29 protein-coding genes are annotated in these 20,888 nt (G+C 64.8%); 15 read left to right on the plus strand and 14 right to left on the minus strand.

Annotated features, from left to right (window positions below; all coding sequences use genetic code 11):
* Positions 1 to 41 precede the first annotated feature (41 nt).
* On the plus strand, positions 42 to 965 hold the full coding sequence (locus tag FSZ31_RS10635) for a glutaminase (protein WP_147123365.1): 924 nt from the start codon (positions 42 to 44) through the stop codon (positions 963 to 965).
* On the opposite strand, the gene FSZ31_RS13060 is transcribed toward FSZ31_RS10635, so the two are convergent.
* From FSZ31_RS13060 to putP, 3 genes are all read right to left on the minus strand, one after another.
* The gene (locus FSZ31_RS13060) at positions 962 to 1,090 is read right to left on the minus strand and encodes a hypothetical protein (protein WP_268934278.1); all 129 of its coding nucleotides are present in this window, start codon (positions 1,088 to 1,090) and stop codon (positions 962 to 964) included. The genes FSZ31_RS10635 and FSZ31_RS13060 overlap by 4 nt on opposite strands.
* Before the next feature lie 121 nt (positions 1,091 to 1,211).
* Positions 1,212 to 1,571: a diacylglycerol kinase gene (locus tag FSZ31_RS10640; RefSeq protein WP_147123366.1), complete on the minus strand. Its 360-nt coding sequence runs from the start codon at positions 1,569 to 1,571 to the stop codon at positions 1,212 to 1,214.
* A complete protein-coding gene (gene putP / locus FSZ31_RS10645; RefSeq protein WP_147123367.1) occupies positions 1,568 to 3,133 on the minus strand; it encodes a sodium/proline symporter PutP in 1,566 nt (521 codons plus the stop codon). Before putP ends, FSZ31_RS10640 begins: the two co-directional genes overlap by 4 nt.
* A 120-nt stretch (positions 3,134 to 3,253) precedes the next feature.
* Between putP and FSZ31_RS10650 the strand changes: the two genes are divergently transcribed.
* From FSZ31_RS10650 to FSZ31_RS10665, 4 genes are all read left to right on the plus strand, one after another.
* Positions 3,254 to 3,505: a hypothetical protein gene (locus FSZ31_RS10650; protein WP_147123368.1), complete on the plus strand. Its 252-nt coding sequence runs from the start codon at positions 3,254 to 3,256 to the stop codon at positions 3,503 to 3,505.
* A gap of 136 nt (positions 3,506 to 3,641) precedes the next feature.
* Complete coding sequence (locus FSZ31_RS10655) at positions 3,642 to 3,995, plus strand: DUF962 domain-containing protein (protein ID WP_147123369.1); 354 nt, start codon at positions 3,642 to 3,644, stop codon at positions 3,993 to 3,995.
* A complete protein-coding gene (locus FSZ31_RS10660; protein ID WP_147123370.1) occupies positions 3,992 to 4,327 on the plus strand; it encodes a polyhydroxyalkanoic acid system family protein in 336 nt (111 codons plus the stop codon). The genes FSZ31_RS10655 and FSZ31_RS10660 overlap by 4 nt, the downstream gene beginning before the upstream one ends.
* Positions 4,327 to 4,629: a hypothetical protein gene (locus FSZ31_RS10665; RefSeq protein WP_147123371.1), complete on the plus strand. Its 303-nt coding sequence runs from the start codon at positions 4,327 to 4,329 to the stop codon at positions 4,627 to 4,629. Before FSZ31_RS10660 ends, FSZ31_RS10665 begins: the two co-directional genes overlap by 1 nt.
* 22 nt (positions 4,630 to 4,651) lie before the next feature.
* On the opposite strand, the gene FSZ31_RS10670 is transcribed toward FSZ31_RS10665, so the two are convergent.
* Positions 4,652 to 5,812, minus strand: a complete 1,161-nt coding sequence (locus FSZ31_RS10670) for a beta-ketoacyl-ACP synthase III (protein ID WP_147123372.1) — start codon at positions 5,810 to 5,812, stop codon at positions 4,652 to 4,654.
* A 186-nt stretch (positions 5,813 to 5,998) separates the two neighbouring features.
* On the opposite strand from FSZ31_RS10670, the gene FSZ31_RS10675 reads away from it, so the two are divergent.
* Entirely contained in the window at positions 5,999 to 6,550 is a 552-nt protein-coding gene (locus FSZ31_RS10675; RefSeq protein WP_147123373.1) for a hypothetical protein, read from the plus strand.
* Between the two features lie 115 nt (positions 6,551 to 6,665).
* Here the strand turns inward: FSZ31_RS10675 and trmB are convergent, their stop codons facing one another.
* Positions 6,666 to 7,385 (minus strand): tRNA (guanine(46)-N(7))-methyltransferase TrmB, encoded by a 720-nt coding sequence (gene trmB, locus FSZ31_RS10680; RefSeq protein WP_147123374.1) that lies wholly within the window; start codon positions 7,383 to 7,385, stop codon positions 6,666 to 6,668.
* Positions 7,386 to 7,486: 101 nt separating this feature from the next.
* Here trmB and FSZ31_RS10685 point away from each other — a divergent pair, with 101 nt between their 5' ends.
* From FSZ31_RS10685 to FSZ31_RS10700, 4 genes are all read left to right on the plus strand, one after another.
* Complete coding sequence (locus tag FSZ31_RS10685; protein WP_147123375.1) at positions 7,487 to 8,089, plus strand: hypothetical protein; 603 nt, start codon at positions 7,487 to 7,489, stop codon at positions 8,087 to 8,089.
* 51 nt (positions 8,090 to 8,140) lie between these two features.
* Positions 8,141 to 9,103: an NAD(P)/FAD-dependent oxidoreductase gene (locus tag FSZ31_RS10690; RefSeq protein ID WP_147123376.1), complete on the plus strand. Its 963-nt coding sequence runs from the start codon at positions 8,141 to 8,143 to the stop codon at positions 9,101 to 9,103.
* A gap of 137 nt (positions 9,104 to 9,240) precedes the next feature.
* A complete protein-coding gene (locus tag FSZ31_RS10695) occupies positions 9,241 to 10,329 on the plus strand; it encodes a GGDEF domain-containing protein (protein WP_161596011.1) in 1,089 nt (362 codons plus the stop codon).
* 131 nt (positions 10,330 to 10,460) lie between these two features.
* Positions 10,461 to 10,817 (plus strand): UvrB/UvrC motif-containing protein, encoded by a 357-nt coding sequence (locus FSZ31_RS10700; protein WP_147123378.1) that lies wholly within the window; start codon positions 10,461 to 10,463, stop codon positions 10,815 to 10,817.
* 245 nt (positions 10,818 to 11,062) lie between these two features.
* Here the strand turns inward: FSZ31_RS10700 and metK are convergent, their stop codons facing one another.
* On the minus strand, positions 11,063 to 12,289 hold the full coding sequence (metK, locus tag FSZ31_RS10705) for a methionine adenosyltransferase (protein ID WP_147123379.1): 1,227 nt from the start codon (positions 12,287 to 12,289) through the stop codon (positions 11,063 to 11,065).
* 85 nt (positions 12,290 to 12,374) lie between these two features.
* The gene (lnt, locus tag FSZ31_RS10710) at positions 12,375 to 14,042 is read right to left on the minus strand and encodes an apolipoprotein N-acyltransferase (protein ID WP_147123380.1); all 1,668 of its coding nucleotides are present in this window, start codon (positions 14,040 to 14,042) and stop codon (positions 12,375 to 12,377) included.
* Between the two features lie 99 nt (positions 14,043 to 14,141).
* Between lnt and FSZ31_RS10715 the strand changes: the two genes are divergently transcribed.
* From FSZ31_RS10715 to FSZ31_RS10725, 3 genes are all read left to right on the plus strand, one after another.
* A complete protein-coding gene (locus FSZ31_RS10715; protein ID WP_147123381.1) occupies positions 14,142 to 14,558 on the plus strand; it encodes a VOC family protein in 417 nt (138 codons plus the stop codon).
* A gap of 82 nt (positions 14,559 to 14,640) precedes the next feature.
* Positions 14,641 to 15,495 carry an SOUL family heme-binding protein gene (locus FSZ31_RS10720; protein ID WP_147123382.1) on the plus strand — a complete coding sequence of 285 codons (855 nt, stop codon included), beginning with the start codon at positions 14,641 to 14,643 and terminating at the stop codon, positions 15,493 to 15,495.
* A gap of 178 nt (positions 15,496 to 15,673) precedes the next feature.
* Positions 15,674 to 16,597, plus strand: coding sequence for a cation diffusion facilitator family transporter (locus FSZ31_RS10725; RefSeq protein ID WP_147123383.1), 924 nt, complete (start codon positions 15,674 to 15,676; stop codon positions 16,595 to 16,597).
* Positions 16,598 to 16,621: 24 nt separating this feature from the next.
* On the opposite strand, the gene FSZ31_RS10730 is transcribed toward FSZ31_RS10725, so the two are convergent.
* Positions 16,622 to 17,308: a YqaA family protein gene (locus FSZ31_RS10730; RefSeq protein ID WP_147123384.1), complete on the minus strand. Its 687-nt coding sequence runs from the start codon at positions 17,306 to 17,308 to the stop codon at positions 16,622 to 16,624.
* A gap of 102 nt (positions 17,309 to 17,410) precedes the next feature.
* Between FSZ31_RS10730 and FSZ31_RS10735 the strand changes: the two genes are divergently transcribed.
* Positions 17,411 to 18,046, plus strand: coding sequence for a glutathione S-transferase family protein (locus FSZ31_RS10735; protein ID WP_147123385.1), 636 nt, complete (start codon positions 17,411 to 17,413; stop codon positions 18,044 to 18,046).
* On the opposite strand, the gene FSZ31_RS10740 is transcribed toward FSZ31_RS10735, so the two are convergent.
* The gene (locus FSZ31_RS10740; RefSeq protein WP_147123386.1) at positions 18,043 to 18,666 is read right to left on the minus strand and encodes a DUF2061 domain-containing protein; all 624 of its coding nucleotides are present in this window, start codon (positions 18,664 to 18,666) and stop codon (positions 18,043 to 18,045) included. The genes FSZ31_RS10735 and FSZ31_RS10740 overlap by 4 nt on opposite strands.
* Before the next feature lie 116 nt (positions 18,667 to 18,782).
* Complete coding sequence (locus FSZ31_RS10745; RefSeq protein WP_147123387.1) at positions 18,783 to 19,364, minus strand: hypothetical protein; 582 nt, start codon at positions 19,362 to 19,364, stop codon at positions 18,783 to 18,785.
* Between FSZ31_RS10745 and FSZ31_RS13065 the strand changes: the two genes are divergently transcribed.
* Positions 19,363 to 19,485, plus strand: coding sequence for a hypothetical protein (locus FSZ31_RS13065; RefSeq protein ID WP_268934279.1), 123 nt, complete (start codon positions 19,363 to 19,365; stop codon positions 19,483 to 19,485). The two genes, FSZ31_RS10745 and FSZ31_RS13065, sit on opposite strands and share 2 nt — an antisense overlap.
* Here the strand turns inward: FSZ31_RS13065 and FSZ31_RS10750 are convergent, their stop codons facing one another.
* The 4 genes from FSZ31_RS10750 to FSZ31_RS10765 form a co-directional block, all read right to left on the minus strand.
* Positions 19,486 to 19,779 (minus strand): hypothetical protein, encoded by a 294-nt coding sequence (locus tag FSZ31_RS10750; protein WP_147123388.1) that lies wholly within the window; start codon positions 19,777 to 19,779, stop codon positions 19,486 to 19,488.
* A gap of 73 nt (positions 19,780 to 19,852) precedes the next feature.
* Positions 19,853 to 20,101: a transposase gene (locus FSZ31_RS10755; RefSeq protein WP_201739172.1), complete on the minus strand. Its 249-nt coding sequence runs from the start codon at positions 20,099 to 20,101 to the stop codon at positions 19,853 to 19,855.
* A 20-nt stretch (positions 20,102 to 20,121) separates the two neighbouring features.
* The gene (locus tag FSZ31_RS10760; RefSeq protein ID WP_147123389.1) at positions 20,122 to 20,433 is read right to left on the minus strand and encodes a DUF1971 domain-containing protein; all 312 of its coding nucleotides are present in this window, start codon (positions 20,431 to 20,433) and stop codon (positions 20,122 to 20,124) included.
* Position 20,434: 1 nt separating this feature from the next.
* Positions 20,435 to 20,887, minus strand: coding sequence for a hypothetical protein (locus FSZ31_RS10765; RefSeq protein ID WP_147123390.1), 453 nt, complete (start codon positions 20,885 to 20,887; stop codon positions 20,435 to 20,437).
* Position 20,888 lies beyond the last annotated feature (1 nt).

The following is a 20,888-nucleotide window of genomic DNA, read 5'->3' on the forward strand; positions in this document are numbered from 1 at the left end:
GACGGGTTGGAATGGGGGTCGCGGACGGCTAGCAGGCGGGGATGGACCTTGCCGCAATCATACACGAGACCTGGGCCGAGCTGGCGGCGCGCCGCGGCGCCGGACAGGTCGCCGACTATATTCCCGCGCTGGCCCGCGTCGACCCGACCAAGTTCGGCATCGCGCTCGCCACCCCCGACGGGCAGACGCACTGCGCTGGCGATGCCGCCGAGCCGTTCTCTATCCAGAGCATTTCGAAGGTCTTCGTCCTCGCTTTGGCGCTCGACCGGCACGGCCCGAAACTGTTCGAGCGCGTCGGCCGCGAACCGTCGGGTGACCCGTTCAACTCGATCGTCCAGCTCGAACGCGATCACGGTATCCCGCGCAATCCCTTCATCAACGCCGGCGCGATCGTCACCACCGACCACCTGATCGATGACCGCCCGGTCGACGAGGCGATCGCCGAGCTGCTCGCCCTGCTGCGCACGATCGCCCGCGACGACACGATCATGATCGATGGCGAGGTCGCGATGTCCGAATCGACCGCCGGCGACCGCAACCGCAGCCTCGCGTATTTCATGGCCAGCTTCGACGTCCTCAACAACGCGGTGCCCGATATCCTCAACGGCTATTTCCGGCAATGCGCGCTGGCGCTGAGCTGCCGCAACCTTGCCGAAGCGGGCCTGTTCCTCGCTTGCGACGGGACCGACCCGGTGACCGGCCAGACGGTCGTGTCATCCGAGCGCTGCCGCCGGATCAACGCGCTGATGCTGACCTGCGGCCATTACGACAATTCGGGCCAGTTCGCTTACGAGGTTGGCTTTTGCGGCAAGTCGGGCGTCGGCGGCGGGATATTGGCGGTGGTGCCCAACCGCGCATCGATCGCGGTCTGGTCGCCCGGGCTGGGCGATGCAGGAACCTCGCTGCTCGGATCGGCGGCGCTCAGGCTGATCGCCGAAAAGACCGGCTGGTCGATCTTCGGCTAACGTCCGGTGCGGTCATCGATATCAAAATAGCGGCGAGTCCGCCGCCGTTCGCGCTTGCGGCGATTGTGGACGACGATCCAGGCGATCATTCCGGCAAAAACCAACGCTATCAGCAGATAGGCCATGACCTGGCGCAAGACCGGATCATGCAGCATCATGGCCGCCAGTGATCGATTCGTCTGCGGAGGAGTCTCCAGTCATCGCAATCTTGCGCGCTATCAGAAATTTCTAAGCGTGTCCAATCCGTTAACCAAGCGTAATATTTTCGAGAACCAGCCACGCGGCAAGGACCGCATTGGCGATATTGAGAATGAGGACCGCGGCGCTCGACATGTCCTTGGCAATCCGGATCGCCTCGTGGCGATCGGGATGAAGGCGATCGGCGAGCGCTTCGACCGCGCCGTTCATCGTTTCCATTGCGAGCGCGACGACAAGCCCTGCGATCAGCAACGCCGCCGCCCAGGCTGGAGGTTGCAGGATGATCAGCACGATGATCGCAAGGCCGAGTGCAATCGCCTGGCTGCGGAACGCCTTTTCGCGCCGCCAGCCATCGCACAGTCCGGCGATACCGAACAATGTGCGCTGGTGCAGCGGTCGGTTCTTCATGCGTCCTTCATGGCCTCGGGCGGGGCGGCGACCGCGGCATGGCCCGACACGCCCGGCGCATGGGGCAGCTCACCGGTTTCGGCATAGAGCCGCGCGCGGTCGAAGGTCGCGTCGATTGCTGGCGATGGCGCAGGCGTGGCGCGGCTGACGAGCCAGATAGCGAAGCCCGAAGCGATGAAGCCCGGAACGATCTCGTACATCGTGTCGCTCAGGCCGAGCGCGATCCACGCGATGACGACGATCGCGCCGACGACGATGCCCGCGAGCGCGCCGGCCATCGTCGTGCGACGCCACAGCAAGCAGGCGAGGATCAGTGGACCAAAGGCGGCACCGAAACCTGCCCAGGCATTCGATACGAGGCCGAGGATCGAGCTGTCGGGATCGAACGAGAGCAAGGCTGCGACGACGGCGACGACGAACACTGCGCCGCGCCCGATCGTTACCAGTTCGCGATCCGACGCGGGCGTGCGCTTGATCAGCGTATAGATATCTTCGGTCAGCGAGCTCGACGAGACGAGCAACTGGCTCGAAATCGTCGACATGATCGCGGCGAGGATCGCGGCGAGCAGGAAGCCGGTGATGAGCGGGCTGAACAATACCTGGCTGAGATAGATGAAGATCGTTTCGGAATCGAAGATGCTGCCGCCGGTGTTGCGGACATAGGCGGCCCCGACGAAGCCGGTGCCGAGCGCACCGAACAGAGCGACGATCATCCAGCCCATGCCGATCCGGCGCATCGTCGGAACGTCGCGGACCGAACGGACCGCCATGAAGCGCACGATGATGTGCGGCTGGCCGAAATAACCCAGGCCCCAGGCTGCCGCGCTGATGATGCCGATTACCGTGGTGCCGGTAAACAGGCTCGAAAAGGCGCCGGGCGCCATGCCCTTGTCGGCTTCGACCCGACCGATCGAGGCGGCAAGGTCGGCGAACGTTCCAAACTGATCGAAGGCGACGACCGGCACGAGGACCAGCGCGACGAACATGATGCAGCCCTGGACGAAGTCGGTCAGGCTGACCGCCAGAAAACCGCCGAACAATGTATAGGCGACGACCACCGCGGCGGTCATCGCGACGCCGGTGGTGTAATCCATGCCGAATGCCGAGGCCGCGAGCTTGCCGCCCGATACCATGCCGGCCGAGGTGTAGAGCGTGAAGAAAACGATGATGACGACCGCCGAGAGGATGCGCAGGGCGTGGCTCTTGTCGGCGAAGCGTTCCTCAAGGAAATCGGGGATGGTGATCGCGTCGTTGGCGACTTCGGTATAGGTCCTGAGGCGCGGGGCGACGAGGCGGTAATTGGCGTAGGCGCCGATGACGAGGCCGATGCCGATCCACGCCTGCGACAGTCCCGCGAGGTAGATCGCGCCGGGCAGGCCCATGAGCAGCCAGCCCGACATGTCGCTGGCACCCGCGCTCAAGGCGGCGACGCCGGGACCGAGACGGCGCCCGCCCAACATATATTCCGATGCGTTGGCGGTGGACTTGCGCCAGGCGTAGACGCCGATGGCGAGCATCAGTGCGAAATAACCGACGAGCGAGATGACTGTACCGTTTTCCATGGAGCGCGGGGGTAAGGGGACTGACGCCGCGATGCAAGTGCAGCGCCCAACTCGCGCCATCAGGGCAAAATCGGAACTGCGCTGCCTTTGGCGGGTTGGTACCTGCAAGAGGAGACGAGCATGACCGACACGACGCAGTCCAAGGACACGCAACTGATCGAAGAAAAACGGATGGCCGACATGGCTGTCGCGCCCGGTGAACCCGCGACGCGACGCGAGAAGGGCGAAGCGCCGACGCGCGCCGACGACGACGGCATGGCGCAGACGCCCAAGGACGAGCTCAAAGACGCCGATCGTGACGAGGAGAATCTGGAAGAGGGCATCGAGGATTCGATGGACGCATCCGATCCGCCCTCGTCGACCCAGCCTTAGACGGTGGATCAGGCCGTAGTCGCCATTGCGCCTGATGCCGCGACCGCCATGCGGTAGCATGCACGATTTGGCCCTGCGGCTTTCCTGGCGTGGCGATTGCGGCTAGCCTGCCGACACCACAGGTCGGGAGAAAGCGATGAGCGCGCGCGAATATGACAGTTTCAGCGATTTCTGGCCGTTCTATCTGCGCGAGCATGCGCGCCCGGCAACGCGTGCGCTGCATTATGCAGGCACGACGCTGACGATCGCGTTGGTCGTCTATGTTGCGATAACCGGCCATTACCTGTGGCTGATCGCGCTGCCCGTCGTCGGTTACGGCTTTGCCTGGGGCGCGCATTTCGGAGTCGAGAAGAACCGTCCGGCGACCTTTACCTATCCCTTGTGGTCGCTCGCGGCGGATTACCGGATGTGGGGCCTGTGGTTGACCGGCCGGCTGGCGTCCGAGCTCGATCGCGCCGGTGTTGTCCAGAATCGGGAGGTGGCCCGATGAGCGCCCCCGTTCATGTCGCGATCCCCCACAAGCTCGGCAAGGACGAGGCGCGTCGACGCTTAAAGTCGCGCGTCGGCGAACTGCCGGGGCATATCCCCGGTGGCATGGCGACGGTGTCGAGCGACTGGGCGGGCGAGGATGTCATGCAGCTCAACGTCGCGGCGATGGGGCAGGACGTCAAGGCGCGGATCGTCGTACTCGACAATGCACTCGACGTGACGATCGACTTGCCGCCGATGCTCGGCTTTTTCGGTGACATTATCCGTAAGGCGGTCGCGGCCAAGGGCAGCCAGTTGCTCCTCGACGATAACAGCGAGCGGAAGGACGACTGATGCGGATGACGGCGACGAGGCACTATTGCGCGGCGCTGACAATGGCGGGCGCGCTGGCGGCCTGCGGTACGGTGCCGCCGCAAGACGCCGATGCGAATGCGCAGACAGTGGCCCGGGTCGCAACTCCTGACGATCGGGCCGCGACAGCCAGCGACGATGCTCCGAAGCCCGCCAATCAGCAGGCGATAGACAGCCCCGCGAAGACCCCGGCCGAGCGCGCTGCCGAGGCCGCAAGAAAGGCTGGGCGGGAGCCGCCGCCGGTGATGATGACCGATCCGCACCCCGAGCCGGTGCCGCAATAGGGATCGTAAAGCGCCTGGCCGGTCAGACCGACTTGCGCAGCGTGACGCAACCCGCTGAATAGCCCGCGCCGAACGAGCAGATGATCCCGGTATCGCCGGGCGCAAGGTCGGCATTGTGTTCGTGGAAGGCGATGATCGATCCCGCCGAGCTGGTATTGGCATAGCGGTCGAGCACCGTCGGGCTTTCATCGTCGCTCGCCTCGTGACCGAGCACGCGCTGGGCGATCAGCCGGTTCATCCCTGCATTGGCCTGGTGGAGCCACATCCGGCGAATATCGGTTGCGGCGAGACCGTGGACATCGAGTTCGTCGGCGATCATCTGCGCGACCATCGGGATGACTTCCTTGAACACCTTGCGCCCTTCCTGGACGAAGAGCCGGTCGGTGGCGCCGTCGTCGCGGTCCTCCTGAGGTGGTTCGGCACGGTTCAAGAAGCCGAAATTGTTGCGAATGTTGTTCGAGTACTGCGTGATCAATCTGGTCCCGACGATCTCCCAGTGACCCGCTGGCGCGATGTCGGCGGCCTCGACGAGGATCGCGGTGACGACGTCGCCGAAGATGAAGTGGCTGTCGCGGTCGCGCCAGTTGAGATGGCCAGAGCAGATTTCGGGATTGACGATCAGCACCGAACGAACGGTCCCGGCGCGGATGAAATCGGCCGCGACCTGGATCGCGAAGGTCGCCGACGAGCAGGCGACGTTCATGTCGAAGCCGAAACCGCCGCCAGCCTTTTCGCCGATGCCGAGCGCGTCCTGGATCTCGACCGCCATCGCCGGATAGGCGCGCTGCATGTTCGAAGCGGCGCACAATACCGCGCCCACGTCGCCGGCGTCGCGGCCGGCGCGCGCGAGCGCATCGCGGGCTGCCGCGACGCCGATCTCGGCAAGGACCGAGAGCGCGTCGTCGGGACGCCTGGGAAAGGCGGGACACATGCGTTCGGGATCGAGGATCGCGTCCTTCGACAGGACGTGCCGCGCCTTGATCCCGCTCGCCTTTTCGATGAACTCGACCGAGCTTGGCGCGAGCGGCTGGCGCGTGCGCGCCGCGATGGCGTCGGCATGGGCGGCGTTGTCGGCTGTAACCCAGGCGTTGAAACTGGCGACCAGCTCTTCGTTCGAAATGCTGTCGGGCGGGGTGAACAGGCCGGTCGCGCTGATCACGGGGCGGGGAGTCGAATGGGGCATGCGCCCGCGTTAACCGTGCAGCCTGTCACTGGCAATGCAAGGCGTCGGAACGCTGTTGCATCGAAACAACATGTCGCAAACTTATCCTGAACCGACAGAAAACATCACGTTAACGGCTTGCTAACCATCGTCGTGCCATGGTTGTTAGGCGATGGGGATGGACGTGAGACGAGCGGGAGTACGACGATGACCACCAGTTCAAGGCCGGCGATGGGCAACCGAGCCCTCGAGGAAATGAAGGAATTCGCGAGTTTTCCGAAGGGAACCCAGCGCTATATCCGCCGCGCGCTCGACGTCGGGCTCGACCGTGACGACGCGATCGCCTTGTGGTCGCGCGACGTCATCGAGGAAACCAGCATCAAGGTCCAGGCGCGCGTCTATCGCAAGCTCGACCGCATCCGCGGCGAGATCCCAGACGACAGCGGCATCGAGACCGTCGAGACCTTCATGGCGCCGCTGGTGTCGGTCGCCGCGTTCGACCTCGGCCAGAACCGGATCGACAATTTCGCGGCATTCCGCTTTCTCTACGAGCGCCTGATCGGTGCCGCGGCACGGCCATGGTTGCCCGGAGCATTCTGCGCCGCCGCCGCCTTGCCGCACATCCACCCCGAGCGGCGCCGCGCGCTGCTCCAGTCGATCAGCGAGGCCGCCGCAACCGCGCCCGGCTGGTCGAACCGCGAACCCACCTTCTTTCCCGCCTGGGTCGACAAGATCGACATGAGCAAGGCAGCGAACTGAAGCGTTGCATCATCGAATCAAGCCTTTTTGGGGGCGAGGGCCGGTCATCCGAGAGGGTGGCCGGCTCTTTTTCGTTCGGTCAGCCTTTTGGCCCAGCTTCCCCGCCCAGTCCCTCTCAACGCCGCCGATAGCGGAAATACCAGACCTCGTGCCCTAACCGCCGCGCCTTGGCTTCGTAGCGGGTTTCGGGCCAGCCGCCGGGGCGACGCAGGAAATCCTGCGGTGTGTTCGCCAGCCATTCGAAGGCGCCGTCTTCGCCAATTCGCGGCTGCATCTGCATCAGCGCCCAGCGAAGATAGACGGGATGATCGGTGCCGAAGCGAAATTCGCCGCCGGGCCTGAGCTTGCGCGCGATCATGTCGAGCGGGCCGGGGTTCATCATCCGGCGCTTGGCGTGGCGCGCCTTGGGCCAGGGGTCGGGGTGGAGCAGGTAGACGAAGCTCAAGCTGCCGTCGGGGATGCGCGCGAGAATCTCGAGCGCGTCGCCGTGATGGATGCGGACATTGCCGTGCGTGCCGACATCGCGGCCGTCGCGGATATGGCCAAGCGCCTGCGCGACGCCGTTGATGAAGGGCTCGGCACCGATAAAGCCATGATCGGGCAGCAGGTCGGCGCGGCCCGCCATATGCTCTCCGCCGCCGAAGCCGATTTCGAAATGGAGCGGGCAGTCGCGGCCGAACAAGGCGGTCGCGGTGACGGGGCCATCGGCAGGAACGGCGATCGCGGGAAGCAGCTCGTCGACCAGCTGTTGCTGCCGGTCGCGTAGCTTCTTTCCCTTGGCGCGCCCGTAAAGGCGGCTCAGGGTGGTCGGATCACCGGGTTTGTTTGCACTCATGGGGCGCGCGGGTAGCGTGGCGCAGCGACGAGGTCGAGGAATAAACGGATAGCAAGGGAACGCGCCGGGACGACGATCCGTTGAACGTGTAAGGAGAATACATGACCAGAACAGCAACGCGCACGCACAATAACCGAGCAGCAACGACGGCGACGCCCAGCCGCGTCGCCACTTCGCACGTGGAACCCGAAGATACCGATGTCGGCGAGACCGCCGAAGCCATAGCCGATGGCGGCGATCATGCCCGGCTGCTGATGGTCAATGGCGCGGTGCTCGGCCTCGGGCTCGTTACGCGCAATGCGAAACTGACGCGCACCGGCGTCAGGATGGTGATTGCGCAGGGCCTGGCATTCGGGGCGCGGACGCTGTTTTCGCAAGGTGTGCACGCGCACGGCGAGGAGACGGCCGAAGAGGCGTCGCAGCATGGCGCCAAGTCGGCCAAAGGTCCTGGCGAAGACGACGGCGAGGGGGTCGCAACGGGAAGCGGGGCGGCGACGGTCGCGGTGGCGCGCGCGGTGTCAGCGACAACGCCTATTCCCTATATCCCTGCGCGGCTCGCGGGCATGGCGATCACCGGGCAAAACACGCCGCGCAAGGCCAACGCAATCAGCGACTTCCTGATGGGGGCCGCGATCGGCTGGCTCGCCGAGCGGCTGGCCAAGCGCCTCGTCGGCGGCGAAGACGAGGATCGCGACGAGGACTGATCGGGTGGCGAAAACGCTGTCGCCGAAGCGAGCGTGAGCTATAACGGTCGAGTGACCCAGACATATGACTGTATCATCGTCGGCGGCGGACCGGCCGGGCTGACCGCCGCGACCTACCTTGCGCGCTATCGCCGACGCGTCCTCCTGATCGATGCAGGCAAGAGCCGCGCAGCAATGATCCCGCGCAGCCACAACCATTCGGGCCATCCCGACGGCATTGAAGGCGTCGAGCTGCTCAGGCGCATGGCGCTGCAGGCGGCGCAGTTCGGTGCCGAATTGCGTAACGGGTGCGTCGCGAAGATTGCCAGCGGGGATGACAACGGCAACGACGGCGGCTTCGTCCTGACGCTGGCCGAAGGCGACTCGGTCGCGGCGCGTGCCGTTCTGATCGCCACCGGTGTGGTCAATCGCCGGCCGCCGATCGACGATGAGGCGCACGACGCCGCGTTGGCAGCGGGAACGCTGCGCTACTGCCCGATCTGTGACGGCTATGAGGCGGGCGGCTGGGAGTCCGAGATCGGCGGCGAGCGGCGCATCGCGGTGGTCGGCGCCGATGGCCACGGGGTCGCCGAAGCGTTGTTCCTCAAGACCTATTCCGATCAGGTGACGCTGATGACGTTGATCGCCTGCGACCTCGATGAACATGATCGCGCCGACCTGCGTCATGCGGGTGTGACGTGGGAGACGCGCCCCGCGTCCGGCTTCGCCTTCGAAGAACAATGGGTCACCGTGACGCTCGACGACGGCGAAGAGCAGCGGTTCGATACGCTTTATCCCGCGCTGGGTTCGAACGCGAACAGCGAGCTTGCCGAGCAGCTCGGCCTCGACCTCGACGATGATCGCTGCCTCATGACCGACAAGCATCAGCGGCTGGGGATGAAGGGGCTTTATGCCGCGGGCGACATCGTCGTCGCACTTGACCAGATCAGCGTAGCGATGGGCCAGGCGGCCATCGCCGCAACGACAATCCATAATGACTTGCGCAAGGCCGAAGGCGCGACCGCCAGCGGCTAAAATGAACAAAACAGACGAATTTTTACCAAAAGTTCGTCTGTTTACTCTAGCAGGGGGTGATGTTGGGCGTTTCGGCGATCTTGTGGCTTATTCCCGCGTTCTCCGTTTTGTTCGGGGTTACCTTCGCGACGATTGCGATGGCGTACAAGTCGGAGGTCGCGCCGCGATGGGCGACGGCGGGGGTCGTCGCGCTGGCTGTCGCGATCAGCGCCGATCTCGCCAAACCCGATTCGACTGAACTGAGCTTGTGGGTCGCAGGTGTTGGCCACTGGGTCGCAGCGGGCTGCATGCTGCAGGCGATGCTCGTTCGCCATGAGCGGTCGCTGCCACGCATCTACCTGATCTCCATTTTCGCGCTGCTGGTGCCGATCCATCTGTGGTCGATCTGGATCGGCGATGTGCCGCCGGTGCGGATATTGGCCGTCAACTCGGGCGCGTTTGCGATTTTTGCCTTAGCGCTGGTGGTCTGCTTGCGCGGACCGATCGACGCGTTCGACAAGATCATGCGGAGCATCATCGTCGTCGTCCTGTTGCTCTATCCGTTTCGCATGGCGGTCTATTTCTGGTTCCCACCCGAAGCGACACCGGGCGGCCAACTGGTGTCGCAATATATGCTCCTGATCTTCACGATGGTCGGGATATTGGGTGTCGCATTCTCGATGGCTCTGCTGCTCGCGATCGGGACCGATATCGTCCAGCGGCACCGGCTCGACAGCGAGATCGATGCGCTGACCGGAATTCGCAATCGCCGTGCGCTCAACCGCCAGTTGACCGATGCCAACAGCGTCGGAGGATATGGCGCGGTGCTGGTCGTCGATCTCGACCATTTCAAGCGGATCAACGACCATCACGGGCACGATGTCGGCGACAAGATCCTGATCGCCGCGGCGCGCGAGCTTGATGCCAAGCTGTCACGATTCGGCACCGTCACGCGGATGGGCGGCGAAGAGTTTGCGGTGCTGTTGACGAATGAAAATGTTGCGGCGGGACCGGCTTTGGCCCTGTCGGCACGGCAGGCGATCGCCAGCGTTCGCTTGCCCGATCCGCACGACCAGATCGAGGTGACTGCGAGTGTCGGCCTGGCGTTTCGCGAAATCGACCAGCCGCTTTCTGACACGCTGCGCGCGGCCGATCTGGCGATGTACCACGCCAAGGCTGCGGGACGGAATTGTGCTTTCGAGGTCGAGCGACGCCATGGCTTGCTCGAACTGCGCGCCGTCGCCTGACATCGCGCATCGATAACGTCGGCGGGTGTCATATTAAGGCGGGGCGCACGGACCCAATTGTTCTCATCGATGGTTGCCCTAGCGACGCGTGGCGGATCGCCGCGCAGTCCATCGTTCAAGAGGATATTCCCATGGCCAAGACCCCAGCACCGCAGGCGGCGCCCCCAAGCGCGGGGCTTCCCGGCCAGCTCAGCGATCTCGAGATCGCGATGGCCGAGGCCGCGGCGGCAGAAAATTACGAGGAGGCTGCGCGGCTGCGTAACGCGATCCAGATCGCCAAACAGGCGGGGATGGCCGCCGCTGAGGCCGGGTTAGCGGGCGCGCCCGAAGGTGAAGCCGATTTCGCCGGGCTCAGCCGACAGGAGCCGGGCAAAATGGGGATCGGTAGCCAGGTGCCGAAACGCACCCCGCCCGATGGCTGGACGCCGCCGGCGAAGCCCGATCCGATGACCGCAGGTCACAAGCGCGGCGGGCGACGCAAGGGGTAGCGGTTGACATCAATCTGGCGTTGCGCATTTCCCCTCATCCAACTTCGACTAGTTCGCTTCGCTCACAGTCTTCGTATCAGTGTGGCTAGCGTCAGGCCAAACATGCCCCCGGCATGTTTGCCGACAGTGCGGGGCACTGTCGGGTGCCAGAGCCAGACACACTTCCCGCAAGCGGGAGAAGGATGTCGAGGCTTGGCGACGGAGGAGCCTTAGCCGTAGCTGGATAAGGGGACCGCGTAGGGCGCTTAACCCAAGGCCGCCTTCAAATCGTCGATCAGGTCGGTCTTTTCCCACGGGAAGAAGTCGCCTTCGGCCTTGCGCCCGAAATGGCCGTAGGCGGCGGTTTTGCGGTAGATCGGCTTGTTGAGGCCGAGCAACGTCCGGATGCCGCGCGGGGTCAGGCCGCCGAGGCGGGTAATCTTGCCGATTGCAGTTTCAAGCGCAGCATCGTCGACCGTGCCGGTGCCGTGCGTGTCGACATAGAGCGACAGCGGTTCGGACACGCCGATCGCGTAGCTCAATTGGATCGTGCAGCGCTTGGCGAGGCCGGCGGCGACGATGTTCTTGGCGAGATAGCGCGAAGCGTAGGCGGCCGAACGATCGACCTTGGTCGGGTCCTTGCCCGAAAACGCGCCACCGCCGTGCGGAGCGGCGCCGCCATAGGTGTCGACGATGATCTTGCGCCCGGTCAGGCCGGCGTCGCCGTCGGGGCCGCCGATTTCGAAGCTGCCGGTCGGGTTGATGTGCCAGACGGTCTCGTCGGAGATGAGGCCGTCGGGAAGGATCTCACCGACGACGCGCTTTACGTAATCCTTGAGTTCGGTTTCCTTGGCGCCGGTGTCGTAACCCTTGGCGTGCTGCGTCGAGACGACGATCGCGGTCGCCGCGGCGGGCTTGCCGTCCTGGTAGCGCAGCGAAACCTGGCTCTTGGCATCGGGCTCTAGGAAGGGCGCGGCGCCCGACTTTCGATCGTCGGCAAGGCGTTTGAGGATGCGGTGGCTGTAGTGCAGCGCGGCGGGCATCAGTTCCTCGGTCTCGTCGCAGGCGAAGCCGAACATGATGCCCTGGTCGCCCGCGCCTTCGTCCTTGTTGCCGTTGGCATCGACGCCCTGGGCGATATGGTCGGACTGGCCGTGGAGGTGGTTTTCGAACTCGAGCGTCTCCCAGTGGAAGCCGTCCTGTTCATAGCCGATGTCGCGCACGACGTTGCGTACCGTCGCCTCGATCTCGTCGCGTGCGCCGGGCGCCCAGCCGTGCGTTTCGGGCCAGCGGGCGGTGTCGTAGATCGGCTTGCAGCGGATTTCGCCGGCGAGCACGACGCGCTGCGTGGTGGTCATGGTTTCGCAGGCGATGCGCGATTCGGGATCCTTGGCGAGCATCAGGTCGACGATCGCGTCGCTGATCTGGTCCGACACCTTGTCTGGATGGCCTTCGGAAACCGATTCGGAGGTGAAGAGATAATTGTCGCGCATGCTGGGAAAACCGTCCTGTCTGGCTGATCGTGCGGCCCGTCGGCGAGCCGGTCACGCGTCATATAAAGAAAGCTTTATATGACGGCTAGGGGTTTTTTGTCGCAGTCCGTCGCATGGTCGGCACGAGCGCGAGCAGCAACAACAGGCCGGCGAACAGCAGCGGGATGATATTGCCGAAGAGGGCGAACGGCGTCGCGGTGCGCGCGGGCGGGATGACCTCGTCGATGCGGCCGGCGTTGCCCATTGCGAGCTTGTGAACGACCCGACCGTGCGCGTCGATGATGCCGCTGACGCCGGTCGGGGTCGAACGGATGACAGGCAGGCCTTCCTCGATCGCGCGCAGGCGGGCCTGGGCGAAATGCTGCGGCGGACCCGAGGCGCCGAACCAAGCGTCGTTCGACGGGTTGAAGATGAAATCGGGACGGTTGGCGCGATCGACGACACGGCCCGAGAAGATCATCTCGTAGCAGATCTGGACGCCCATGCGGCCGAAGCCGGGCAGGTCGATCGTGCGCGCGCCGGGACCCGGCCAGAAATCGAGCGCGCCGGGGACGAGCCGCGACAGGCCGATCGCCGACAGGATCGGGCGAATCGGGAGATACTCGCCATAGGGGACGAGATGCGCCTTGTCGTAGCTGCCGATGACGCGCGCATCGGGGGTCAGGACGGTGACGCTGTTGCGCGCGCCGATCGCATGCGCGCCGCCCGGGCCGCCGCCGATCTCGAGATCCTCGCTACCGGTGACGAGCAGGTCCTGGGGACCGAGCAGCGCGGCGAGACGGTCGCGCGATTGCGCTGCGCTGCTCCCGCCGAGATTGACCATGTCGTAATAGCGCGCCGGATAGCCGCCTTCGAGGAAGTCGGGGATCGCGGCCTCGGGCCACAGGAGGAGGCGCGGCGGCGCGTCGGGGTTTCGGACGCTGAGCGCTGCCAGCTTGCTCCAGTTGAGCGCGTCGAAGCTCTGGTCCGCCTTGGTTTCCTGAGGAATGTCGGGCTGGACGACGGTGACGGCGACGGGCTGTCCGCCAGGTGCGCGGGACGGCAGGTCCGCCGCCGAGACGCGGTAGGCGAAGCCGCCGATCATGAGCGCGGCGGCGAGCAGCCCGGGTGCGAGCGCGTCGCGCCCGCGACCGCGACCGAGCAGCCAGAAGCCGCCGCTGGCGAGGACGAAGACGCCGCCCAGCCCGTAGGTCCCGAGCAGCGCGCTGGCATCGGCAAGTCCTGGCGTGACGAGCGCGACGCCGAGCGGATTCCAGACGAAGCCGGTAAAGACCCAGCTGCGCAGCCATTCGGTGATGATCCACATCGCGGCAAAGGCGAACACAAGCGGCCAGCCGCGCTGAACCCGCAGGCCGCCGAACCGGCGTTCGATCGACCATGCGCCGAGCGTGGCGAGCGCGGGATAGATGGCAAGGTAGATGGCGAGCGCGACGACCGCGACCCAGCCGAGCCAGGCAGGCATCGCTGCCTGATAGGTAAAGGCGGTGGCGATCCAGTTGTTGCCGAGGGTGAACTGGCCGAGGCCGAACAGCCAGCCGACCAGCAAGGCGCGTTGCCAGGTTTTAGCATCGGCGATCAAGGCGATGAGCAGGGCATAAGCCGCGATCGTCAGCGGCCAAAGCGACAGCGGCGCGAAGCCGGTCGCCGAGATCACGCCCGCAACGAGCGCGGCGCTGCGCGCGCGGGCGAGGATCGCGGTCGCCGCGCGGGTGAGCAAAGTGGGGCCGGCGGCCTGGCTTGTGGGGGTGATCATCGCTGCGCTTTTGACGGGTTCACGGGCGCGGTGCAATGGGGAGGTGTTTCTGTCGATGAGGGTGTGGCGAAGACGCGCCGTCGGTGGCATAGGCGCGTCATGACCCTACGACCTTTCCATTATGCTTTCGTCGTCGATGACCTCGACGCGGCACGCACATTCTATCGCGATGTCATCGGCTGCGGCGAGGGACGATCGAGCGATAGCTGGATCGATTTCGACATGTTCGGCCACCAGATCGTTGCGCACCTGGGAGACACGGGGGACCCTATCGCCAACCCGGTTGACGGACACGACGTGCCGGTGCCGCATTTCGGGGTCGTGCTGACGCTCGAGGATTTCCGGGCGCTCGCCGAACGCCTGGTCGGCGCGGGGCTGGCTTTTGTCATCCCGCCGACGGTGCGTTTTGCCGGCAAGGCCGGCGAGCAGCACACGATGTTCCTGCGCGATCCGGCGGGCAATGCGCTCGAGTTCAAGGCGTTCGCCGACGATGCGGCGCTGTTCGCCGTCGACTGAAGCCAGGCTACGGAACGAATAGCCGGGTCAAACCATTGGTGAGGTGAAGGATTTTTTCCAACCGAAGCCAAGGAGCGCGACGATGACCCGCAGCACGAAACAGACGATATCCGAATTAACCGAGAGCGCCACCGAGACCGCCGGCCAGATTGCCGGGACGGTCGGCGAAACCGCGAGCGCCTATGCCGCGATCGCCGCCGACAAGGTCGGCACGCTGTTCAACCAGATCGACGACGGTTTCACCGACCGGCTGGTCACCAGGGCCAAGGGGGTCAAGGCCGGGAGCCTTTCCCCGTCGCGCAGCCCGGCCGCCAAGACCGGTGTCGGTGCCGGCCTGTTTCTCGCCGGTGCCGCAACGATCGCGGCGGGTGCGCTTGCCCTCTATTACTGGCGCGAGCGCAACCAGGAGGAGGCCGATTTCGACCTGCTCGCCAAGGACGGCGATTTCGAATTGCGCCGCTACAAGGCCCACCTCGTTGCCGAGACGGTCCAGCCGGGCAGTCGCGACGAGGCGCTTGGTTCAGGCTTCCGTGCACTGGCCAACTATATCTTTGCCAAGCCCGGCGGTCGCGCGCCGAGCGAGGAGAGCGACGAAAAGATCGCGATGACGGTGCCGGTGAGCGCGGCAAGCGAAGACAACGGGTCATGGCGCGTCCGCTTTGTCATGCCCGAGGCGCATACACGCGAAACGCTGCCGCAGCCCGCGGCCGGCGTTGCCCTCGCCAAACAGCCCAAGCGGCACATCGCGGCCATCCGTTTTGCCGGGCGTGGCAGCGATGCAGACCTCGTCGCGGCCAAGCGCAGCGAGCTCAAGGCCTGGGTTGCCGAACGCGGTTACAAGAGCATCGGCGATCCCGAATACGCCTATTACAACGCGCCGATCGTGCCTGGACCGCTGCGCCGCAATGAGGTGTGGATCGCCATCGAGGCGCCGTGATCGGGATGCGGAATCGCGTTGCGCTTTTCCCCTCATCCAACTTCGCGTAACTCGCTTCGCTCGAACGCTTCGTATCCTTCTCCCGCAGGCGGGAGAAGGATGTGGAGGGTTGGCGCACGCAGTGCGCCTAGCCGGAGCTGGATGAGGGTGTGATGCAACGCAAAGTGGGGCGAGGGGCATGAGCGGCAACCACGGACATAGCCACGCGCATGGCGCGCCCGACAGTTTCGGGCGCGCTTTTGCGCTGGGCATCGCGCTCAACATCGTTTTCGTCGCGATCGAGGCGGGCTACGGATTCTTCAGCGGGTCGCTCGCGCTGCTCGCCGATGCCGGGCACAATCTGTCCGACGTGCTCGGCCTGGTTGTCGCCTGGGGCGCGGTCGTGCTTGGCAAGAAGGCGGCGACCGATCGCTTCACTTACGGCTATCGCCGCAGCTCGATCCTGTCGGCGCTGTTCAACGGGGTGTTGTTGCTCGTTGCCGCGGGTGCGATCGCGCTCGAGGCGGTGCAGCGTTTCGGCGATCCGCAGCCGGTGCCCGGAGCGACGATCATGATCGTTGCGGGGATCGGTATCGCGATCAACACCGCGACCGCCCTGTTGTTCGTGCGCGGGCGCAAGAGCGACATCAACATCAAGGGCGCGTTCCTCCACATGGCCGCCGATGCGGTGGTGTCGGCCGGCGTGGTGATTGCCGGACTGGGGATCGTCTATACCGGCGCGACGTGGATCGACCCGGTGACCAGCCTCGCGATCGTCGCGGTCATATTGTGGAGCACCTGGGGCCTGCTGCGCGATGCGATCACGATGTCGCTCGACGCGGTGCCCGCCAATATCGACACCGGCGAAGTCGAGGCGGCGTTGCTCGCCATGCCTGGCGTCGCGCGCGTCCACGACCTCCATATCTGGCCGATGAGCACGACCGAGACCGCGCTGACCGCGCATCTCGTCCGGCCCGGCGCGAGGGGCGATGGGGCGAGCGACGATGCCTTCCTGTGCGCGGCATCCGACATGCTGCACGACCGTTTCGGCATCGCGCATGCGACGCTGCAGGTCGAGTGCGACGAGCTGCGCTGCCGGTTGCACGCCGACAAGGGGTGCTGACCCTCCCGCAGGCGGGAGACGGCGTTACTTCATCGCGTCGAGTTGTTCGATGCTGGTGACGCGGCTGCATGTGTCGGCTGCGCCGCTGCCGCCGGTAAGCGCGCTGGCGAGGAAGAAGCCGCCGACGACGATGACGATGAAGCCGCCCGCGACCCAGCCGAGATACTTGTCGATGAATATCTTGATCGGCGCGCCGAACAGCCGGAACAGCACGCCGACGAGGAGGAACTGGAAGCCGCGGCTGGCGATGCTCGCCCACAGGAAGGTGAACAGGTTGAGGTGGATGAAGCCCGCGGTCAGCGTGATCAGCTTGAACGGGATCGGCGTCGCGCCCTTGATCAGGATGAGCTCCCAGCCATATTCGCGCAGATAGCAGGCTGCGCTCGGGAAGCTCGACGCGAGGCCGAGCGCGCCCAGGATCTGCGTGCCGACCGCCTCGAACACGAAATAGCCGATGGCATAGCCGAACAGCCCGCCGAGCACCGAGGCGATCGTGCAGACGATACCATAGCGGACCGCGCGTTCGGGGCGCGCGAGGCACATCAGGCCGAGCAAAGGGTGTGGCGGGATCGGGAAGAAGCTCGATTCGATGAAGCTGATCAGCGCGAGCCACCACACCGCGTGGCGATGTTCGGCCTTTTCGAGCGTCCAGTTATAGATGCGGCGCAGGAAGCCGGGCGGATTGTGCGAGATGAAGGGCGCTTCGGTCATCGCGCGGGATTAGAGGGCGCGTAGCGCGCGCGCAATCGCTAGAAAAGAGTTGCAAAAGAAAACTTGTACGGTAGCGTCGCGCGCCTATCGGGGAGTATTGCCATGATCATATACGGTTCGAGTTTTTCGCCTTTTGTGCGCAAGTTGCTGGCCTATTGCGAGGAGCGGGGGATTGCGTTCGAGCTGAAGTCGGTCGGCATCGGCGACCCCGATCCGGGCTATGCCGCGGCGAGCCCGCTGAAGAAGATGCCCGCGATCAACGACGACGGCTACTGCCTCGCCGATTCGAGCGCGATCATCCATTATCTCGAGGCCAGGGACGGCGCCGCGCTGATCCCGACCGAGCCACAGGCGCGCGGCCGGACGATCTGGTTCGAGGAGTTCGCCGACACGGTGATGGGCGCCTGCGTCGGGGCGATGTTCTTCAACCGCATCGTCGCGCCCAAATTCCTCGGCCGCGCGGGCGACAGCGAAGCCGCCGATGCCGCCGAGGCCGAGCAATGGCCCAAGATCTGCGATTACCTGCAGGGCGAGCTGGCGGACGGGCGCGAATTCCTCGTCGGTGAAGCCCTCACGCTCGCCGACCTCGCGGTCGTGTCGAGCCTGCACAACATGGACCATGCCGGCGCGAAATGGTGCGACGGCCACGACGCGGTGAAGGCCTATTTCGAGCGGATCAAGGCGCGCCCGAGCTTCGCCAAATGGACCGCGAAGGAATATGCGATCCTGGCTGGCTAGGCGGGCCTGCCAGCCATGACCGAGCGCGGGGCCGCTTTCTTCACTGCGGCATCGGCGAGCGCATGCGGCGGCGGCGGCACCGGCGGGCGGTGGGTAATGCCGAAGGGCAGCCGCCCCCAGACCCGCTCATGGACGAAATAGAGCAGCATCTTGGTAAAGATCTCGAGCCCGCCGATCGACAGCGCGGTGCCGATATTGCCGGTGTAGAACCAGGCGAGCGCGATCGTGTCGAGCGAGGCGATCGTCCGCCACGACACGGTCTTGGTCGTCGTCCGGCGCAGCGTTTCGCGGCGGCGCCCGGCGGGGCCGATGAAGCTGCCCCAGGCGACCGCCGCCCAGCCGCGCTCGTGGAGGTAATAGAACACCATCTTGGTCACGACTTCGGTCAGCGCGATATAGCTCGCGGTCTGTATCGCGTCACCCTGAGCCACCGCGAGCCCGAGCAGCGGCCCGAGATAGGTGATCAGCAGGTACGACAGGACGAGCGTGTCGAGCGTGCCGACGGTGCGCCACGAAATCGCCTTGGCGACCGAGCGCCACCACTTGATGCGCGGCGGGTTGGGCGGATCGAGCTTTGCCGTCTCGGGTCCGAAGACGGGTTTTTCGGGGGTTTCGCGCATAGGGGGTTGTGGCGGGTTAGGGCGCGCGTGTCGAGGGGATGGGGTTATGTACTTCACGTAGGAGCGACTCGTGACCACATCTTGCAGCGACAGGCCGGCGCTTACTGAGATCGAGGTTACTCCGCAGATGGCTTCTGCGGGGCTAAGAGTGCTTTATGCATCTGGCCTAGTGGATCATCAGGTTCCGGCGGATATACTAACGGTAGAAGAAATCTTTCATGCAATGCTGGCGATGCGCCCCAATTTTCGAGGTGGTTACCAAACTCCGAGAGCGCGTTAGCGATGAATAGGCATTTCGCTCTCAGCGCGTCGATTTCATTTTCCGTCATGCAAGCCTCTGATTTCGTAAGAACGTCAGACGGAACCAGCATTAACTCTGAGTTCCGCTCTCCCACATGCCAGTGAACCAAGTGGTTGCGGAGTTCGTCCACTGTTCCGATCATTTTGAACATCGAATTTGTGAATGGTCGGAAGGTTTTTGCGGTGTGATCGTCCGTCACTCGCTGGACAATCTCATTGCGGGTGCGCGCACTGTTGATCTTGGATATGATCAGGGTCGCATAGCGAGGGTTGGTGCCTAGGGTTCGTGCGAATAAGAAGGTAAGGCCCTTTTCCATCAATGCGTAGGCGTTGAGCGCTTCTGCCCTGGCAATAAAGAACTGGTCGCGAGCGTCGTTTTCATCGACAGGGATTTCCATGACAGACACCGATCAAAAAGAGATGGACGAGGTTCTAAAGCGGATGCTGGCGACACCGCCAACGCCGCACAAGGCGAAAGATAGGCCGCCACCTCAAACCGAACCGAAGAAACCGGCCTGACTATGCCGTTCCGCCCACGATCCGGATTGGTGGATCATGGACGACCAGTTTGTCAGCTAATTCTTCCGGCCAAGGGCCGTCCAGATACCATTTGGGTATTGGCCTCTGTATCGTATAGCGGCCTTTCCCGCTCTCCTGTCGCGGGTGAGGTAGGCGAATTATTCGGGCTGGCTTGCTCCATCCTTCGCTGGTGTTGTCGAGCCATTCTGGAACGAGCCACAAGTCGCCTTCGTGGCGCACGACATCGCATTTGAAGATCTTATTGCCGCCTACAAAAGCAAGCGTGGCTTCCATGACCTGCATAATGGCTCCCTAGCGGCTCCAACGCTTACGAGGCTGGCCGATTTGACGGGGCGGGTCAAACCAATCAGGCGGCGAGCCTGTCAGTCCGCCGATAGGTCAGGCGCTTGCGGATGATGCCGCTAAGGGCTTGGTCGGCGCGCTCCGAATCGCTGATTGTGCGAGTGTTATAACGAAAGTCGAACTCTGCGGTGTAGCGGGCAAGGTGCGCTTCACTCACGTGGTGATAGGTGCGGATCACGCCGCGCTTGAAGATCGAAATGAAGTTTTCCGCCGTATTGGCGTACTCCTGCCCGATGGCGGGGGGCGGGGGCAAGGGGTTTGGCGGCGCCCCCGCTAAAGCTCCGGGCGCTCGCGGTAGAAGTCGATCTGCATTTGCATGGGGCCGGTGAGTTCGACGTGGTGCGGCTGGTCGGGGGCGAGCAGGGCGGGGGTGCCGGGGGTGAGGGTCAGGCGATCGCCGCTGTCGTCATAGACCATGACGACGCTGCCCGAGATGACGCGCGCGACGCCCCAGGTGCCGGGCTTCGTCCGGTGTTCGGCGCGCAGGCTGGCGGGCAGGTCGGTCTCGTCGAACACCGGCGAGCTGGCATAAGGCACGGGAGCGGGCGTGGGTGCGGGCGCGGGGGCGGGAGCGGGCTGGGTCATATCAGAAGCCGATGCTGGCGCGCATCACGACGAGCGCGATGGCGAAGAGCGCGAACAATACCGGCACGGTGAGCACCTGTGCCGCGACGCTGGCGGTGCCCATCGGGCCGGTACAGGTTTCGAGCACCGCATCGCCGCGTTCGAAACCCTGGCGTCCGCGCTTGCCGAGGCCCTGGAGAACGGCGGCAGTGCCGAAGAACATCATCGTGTAGAGGACGCTGACGACGATCGCGAAGACCGTGCTGCCGTCGTGCGCGGTGGCGAGCGCGAGCGCGCCGAAGAACGTGGCGTAGGCGCCGAACAGCAGGACCCAGATCCAGCCGGGCAGGCCGAAGCTGCTGCCTTCGCCCATGCGGGGAGCGGGCGCGACGGCCGCAGTGAAATCGGCGGGCGGGGCGCAATCGACCTCGCCATGGTCGCGGGTGAGCGCGGCGATATCGTGTTCGTAGAGCATG

Origin of the sequence: Flavisphingopyxis soli (assembly GCF_007995095.1) — a bacterium.
GTDB classification, from domain to species: domain Bacteria; phylum Pseudomonadota; class Alphaproteobacteria; order Sphingomonadales; family Sphingomonadaceae; genus Flavisphingopyxis; species Flavisphingopyxis soli.

Excerpts from the sequence above, each read along its gene's own strand:
- FSZ31_RS13060 (WP_268934278.1), bottom strand. The coding sequence starts at position 1,090 with ATGGCCTATCTGCTGATAGCGTTGGTTTTTGCCGGAATGATCGCCTGG.
- FSZ31_RS10660 (WP_147123370.1), top strand. The coding sequence starts at position 3,992 with ATGAGCGCCCCCGTTCATGTCGCGATCCCCCACAAGCTCGGCAAGGAC.
- FSZ31_RS10760 (WP_147123389.1), bottom strand. The coding sequence starts at position 20,433 with ATGACCCAGCCCGCTCCCGCCCCCGCGCCCGCACCCACGCCCGCTCCC.
- FSZ31_RS10725 (WP_147123383.1), top strand. The coding sequence starts at position 15,674 with ATGAGCGGCAACCACGGACATAGCCACGCGCATGGCGCGCCCGACAGT.
- FSZ31_RS10635 (WP_147123365.1), top strand. The coding sequence starts at position 42 with ATGGACCTTGCCGCAATCATACACGAGACCTGGGCCGAGCTGGCGGCG.
- FSZ31_RS10740 (WP_147123386.1), bottom strand. The coding sequence starts at position 18,666 with ATGCGCGAAACCCCCGAAAAACCCGTCTTCGGACCCGAGACGGCAAAG.
- lnt (WP_147123380.1), bottom strand. The coding sequence starts at position 14,042 with ATGATCACCCCCACAAGCCAGGCCGCCGGCCCCACTTTGCTCACCCGC.
- FSZ31_RS10650 (WP_147123368.1), top strand. The coding sequence starts at position 3,254 with ATGACCGACACGACGCAGTCCAAGGACACGCAACTGATCGAAGAAAAA.
- FSZ31_RS10665 (WP_147123371.1), top strand. The coding sequence starts at position 4,327 with ATGCGGATGACGGCGACGAGGCACTATTGCGCGGCGCTGACAATGGCG.
- FSZ31_RS10735 (WP_147123385.1), top strand. The coding sequence starts at position 17,411 with ATGATCATATACGGTTCGAGTTTTTCGCCTTTTGTGCGCAAGTTGCTG.
- FSZ31_RS10765 (WP_147123390.1), bottom strand. The coding sequence starts at position 20,887 with ATGCTCTACGAACACGATATCGCCGCGCTCACCCGCGACCATGGCGAG.
- trmB (WP_147123374.1), bottom strand. The coding sequence starts at position 7,385 with ATGAGTGCAAACAAACCCGGTGATCCGACCACCCTGAGCCGCCTTTAC.
- FSZ31_RS13065 (WP_268934279.1), top strand. The coding sequence starts at position 19,363 with ATGACAGACACCGATCAAAAAGAGATGGACGAGGTTCTAAAGCGGATG.
- FSZ31_RS10685 (WP_147123375.1), top strand. The coding sequence starts at position 7,487 with ATGACCAGAACAGCAACGCGCACGCACAATAACCGAGCAGCAACGACG.
- FSZ31_RS10700 (WP_147123378.1), top strand. The coding sequence starts at position 10,461 with ATGGCCAAGACCCCAGCACCGCAGGCGGCGCCCCCAAGCGCGGGGCTT.
- FSZ31_RS10670 (WP_147123372.1), bottom strand. The coding sequence starts at position 5,812 with ATGCCCCATTCGACTCCCCGCCCCGTGATCAGCGCGACCGGCCTGTTC.
- FSZ31_RS10720 (WP_147123382.1), top strand. The coding sequence starts at position 14,641 with ATGACCCGCAGCACGAAACAGACGATATCCGAATTAACCGAGAGCGCC.
- FSZ31_RS10715 (WP_147123381.1), top strand. The coding sequence starts at position 14,142 with ATGACCCTACGACCTTTCCATTATGCTTTCGTCGTCGATGACCTCGAC.
- putP (WP_147123367.1), bottom strand. The coding sequence starts at position 3,133 with ATGGAAAACGGTACAGTCATCTCGCTCGTCGGTTATTTCGCACTGATG.
- FSZ31_RS10640 (WP_147123366.1), bottom strand. The coding sequence starts at position 1,571 with ATGAAGAACCGACCGCTGCACCAGCGCACATTGTTCGGTATCGCCGGA.
- FSZ31_RS10730 (WP_147123384.1), bottom strand. The coding sequence starts at position 17,308 with ATGACCGAAGCGCCCTTCATCTCGCACAATCCGCCCGGCTTCCTGCGC.
- FSZ31_RS10695 (WP_161596011.1), top strand. The coding sequence starts at position 9,241 with ATGGCGTACAAGTCGGAGGTCGCGCCGCGATGGGCGACGGCGGGGGTC.
- FSZ31_RS10750 (WP_147123388.1), bottom strand. The coding sequence starts at position 19,779 with ATGGAAGCCACGCTTGCTTTTGTAGGCGGCAATAAGATCTTCAAATGC.
- FSZ31_RS10655 (WP_147123369.1), top strand. The coding sequence starts at position 3,642 with ATGAGCGCGCGCGAATATGACAGTTTCAGCGATTTCTGGCCGTTCTAT.
- metK (WP_147123379.1), bottom strand. The coding sequence starts at position 12,289 with ATGCGCGACAATTATCTCTTCACCTCCGAATCGGTTTCCGAAGGCCAT.
- FSZ31_RS10675 (WP_147123373.1), top strand. The coding sequence starts at position 5,999 with ATGACCACCAGTTCAAGGCCGGCGATGGGCAACCGAGCCCTCGAGGAA.
- FSZ31_RS10745 (WP_147123387.1), bottom strand. The coding sequence starts at position 19,364 with ATGGAAATCCCTGTCGATGAAAACGACGCTCGCGACCAGTTCTTTATT.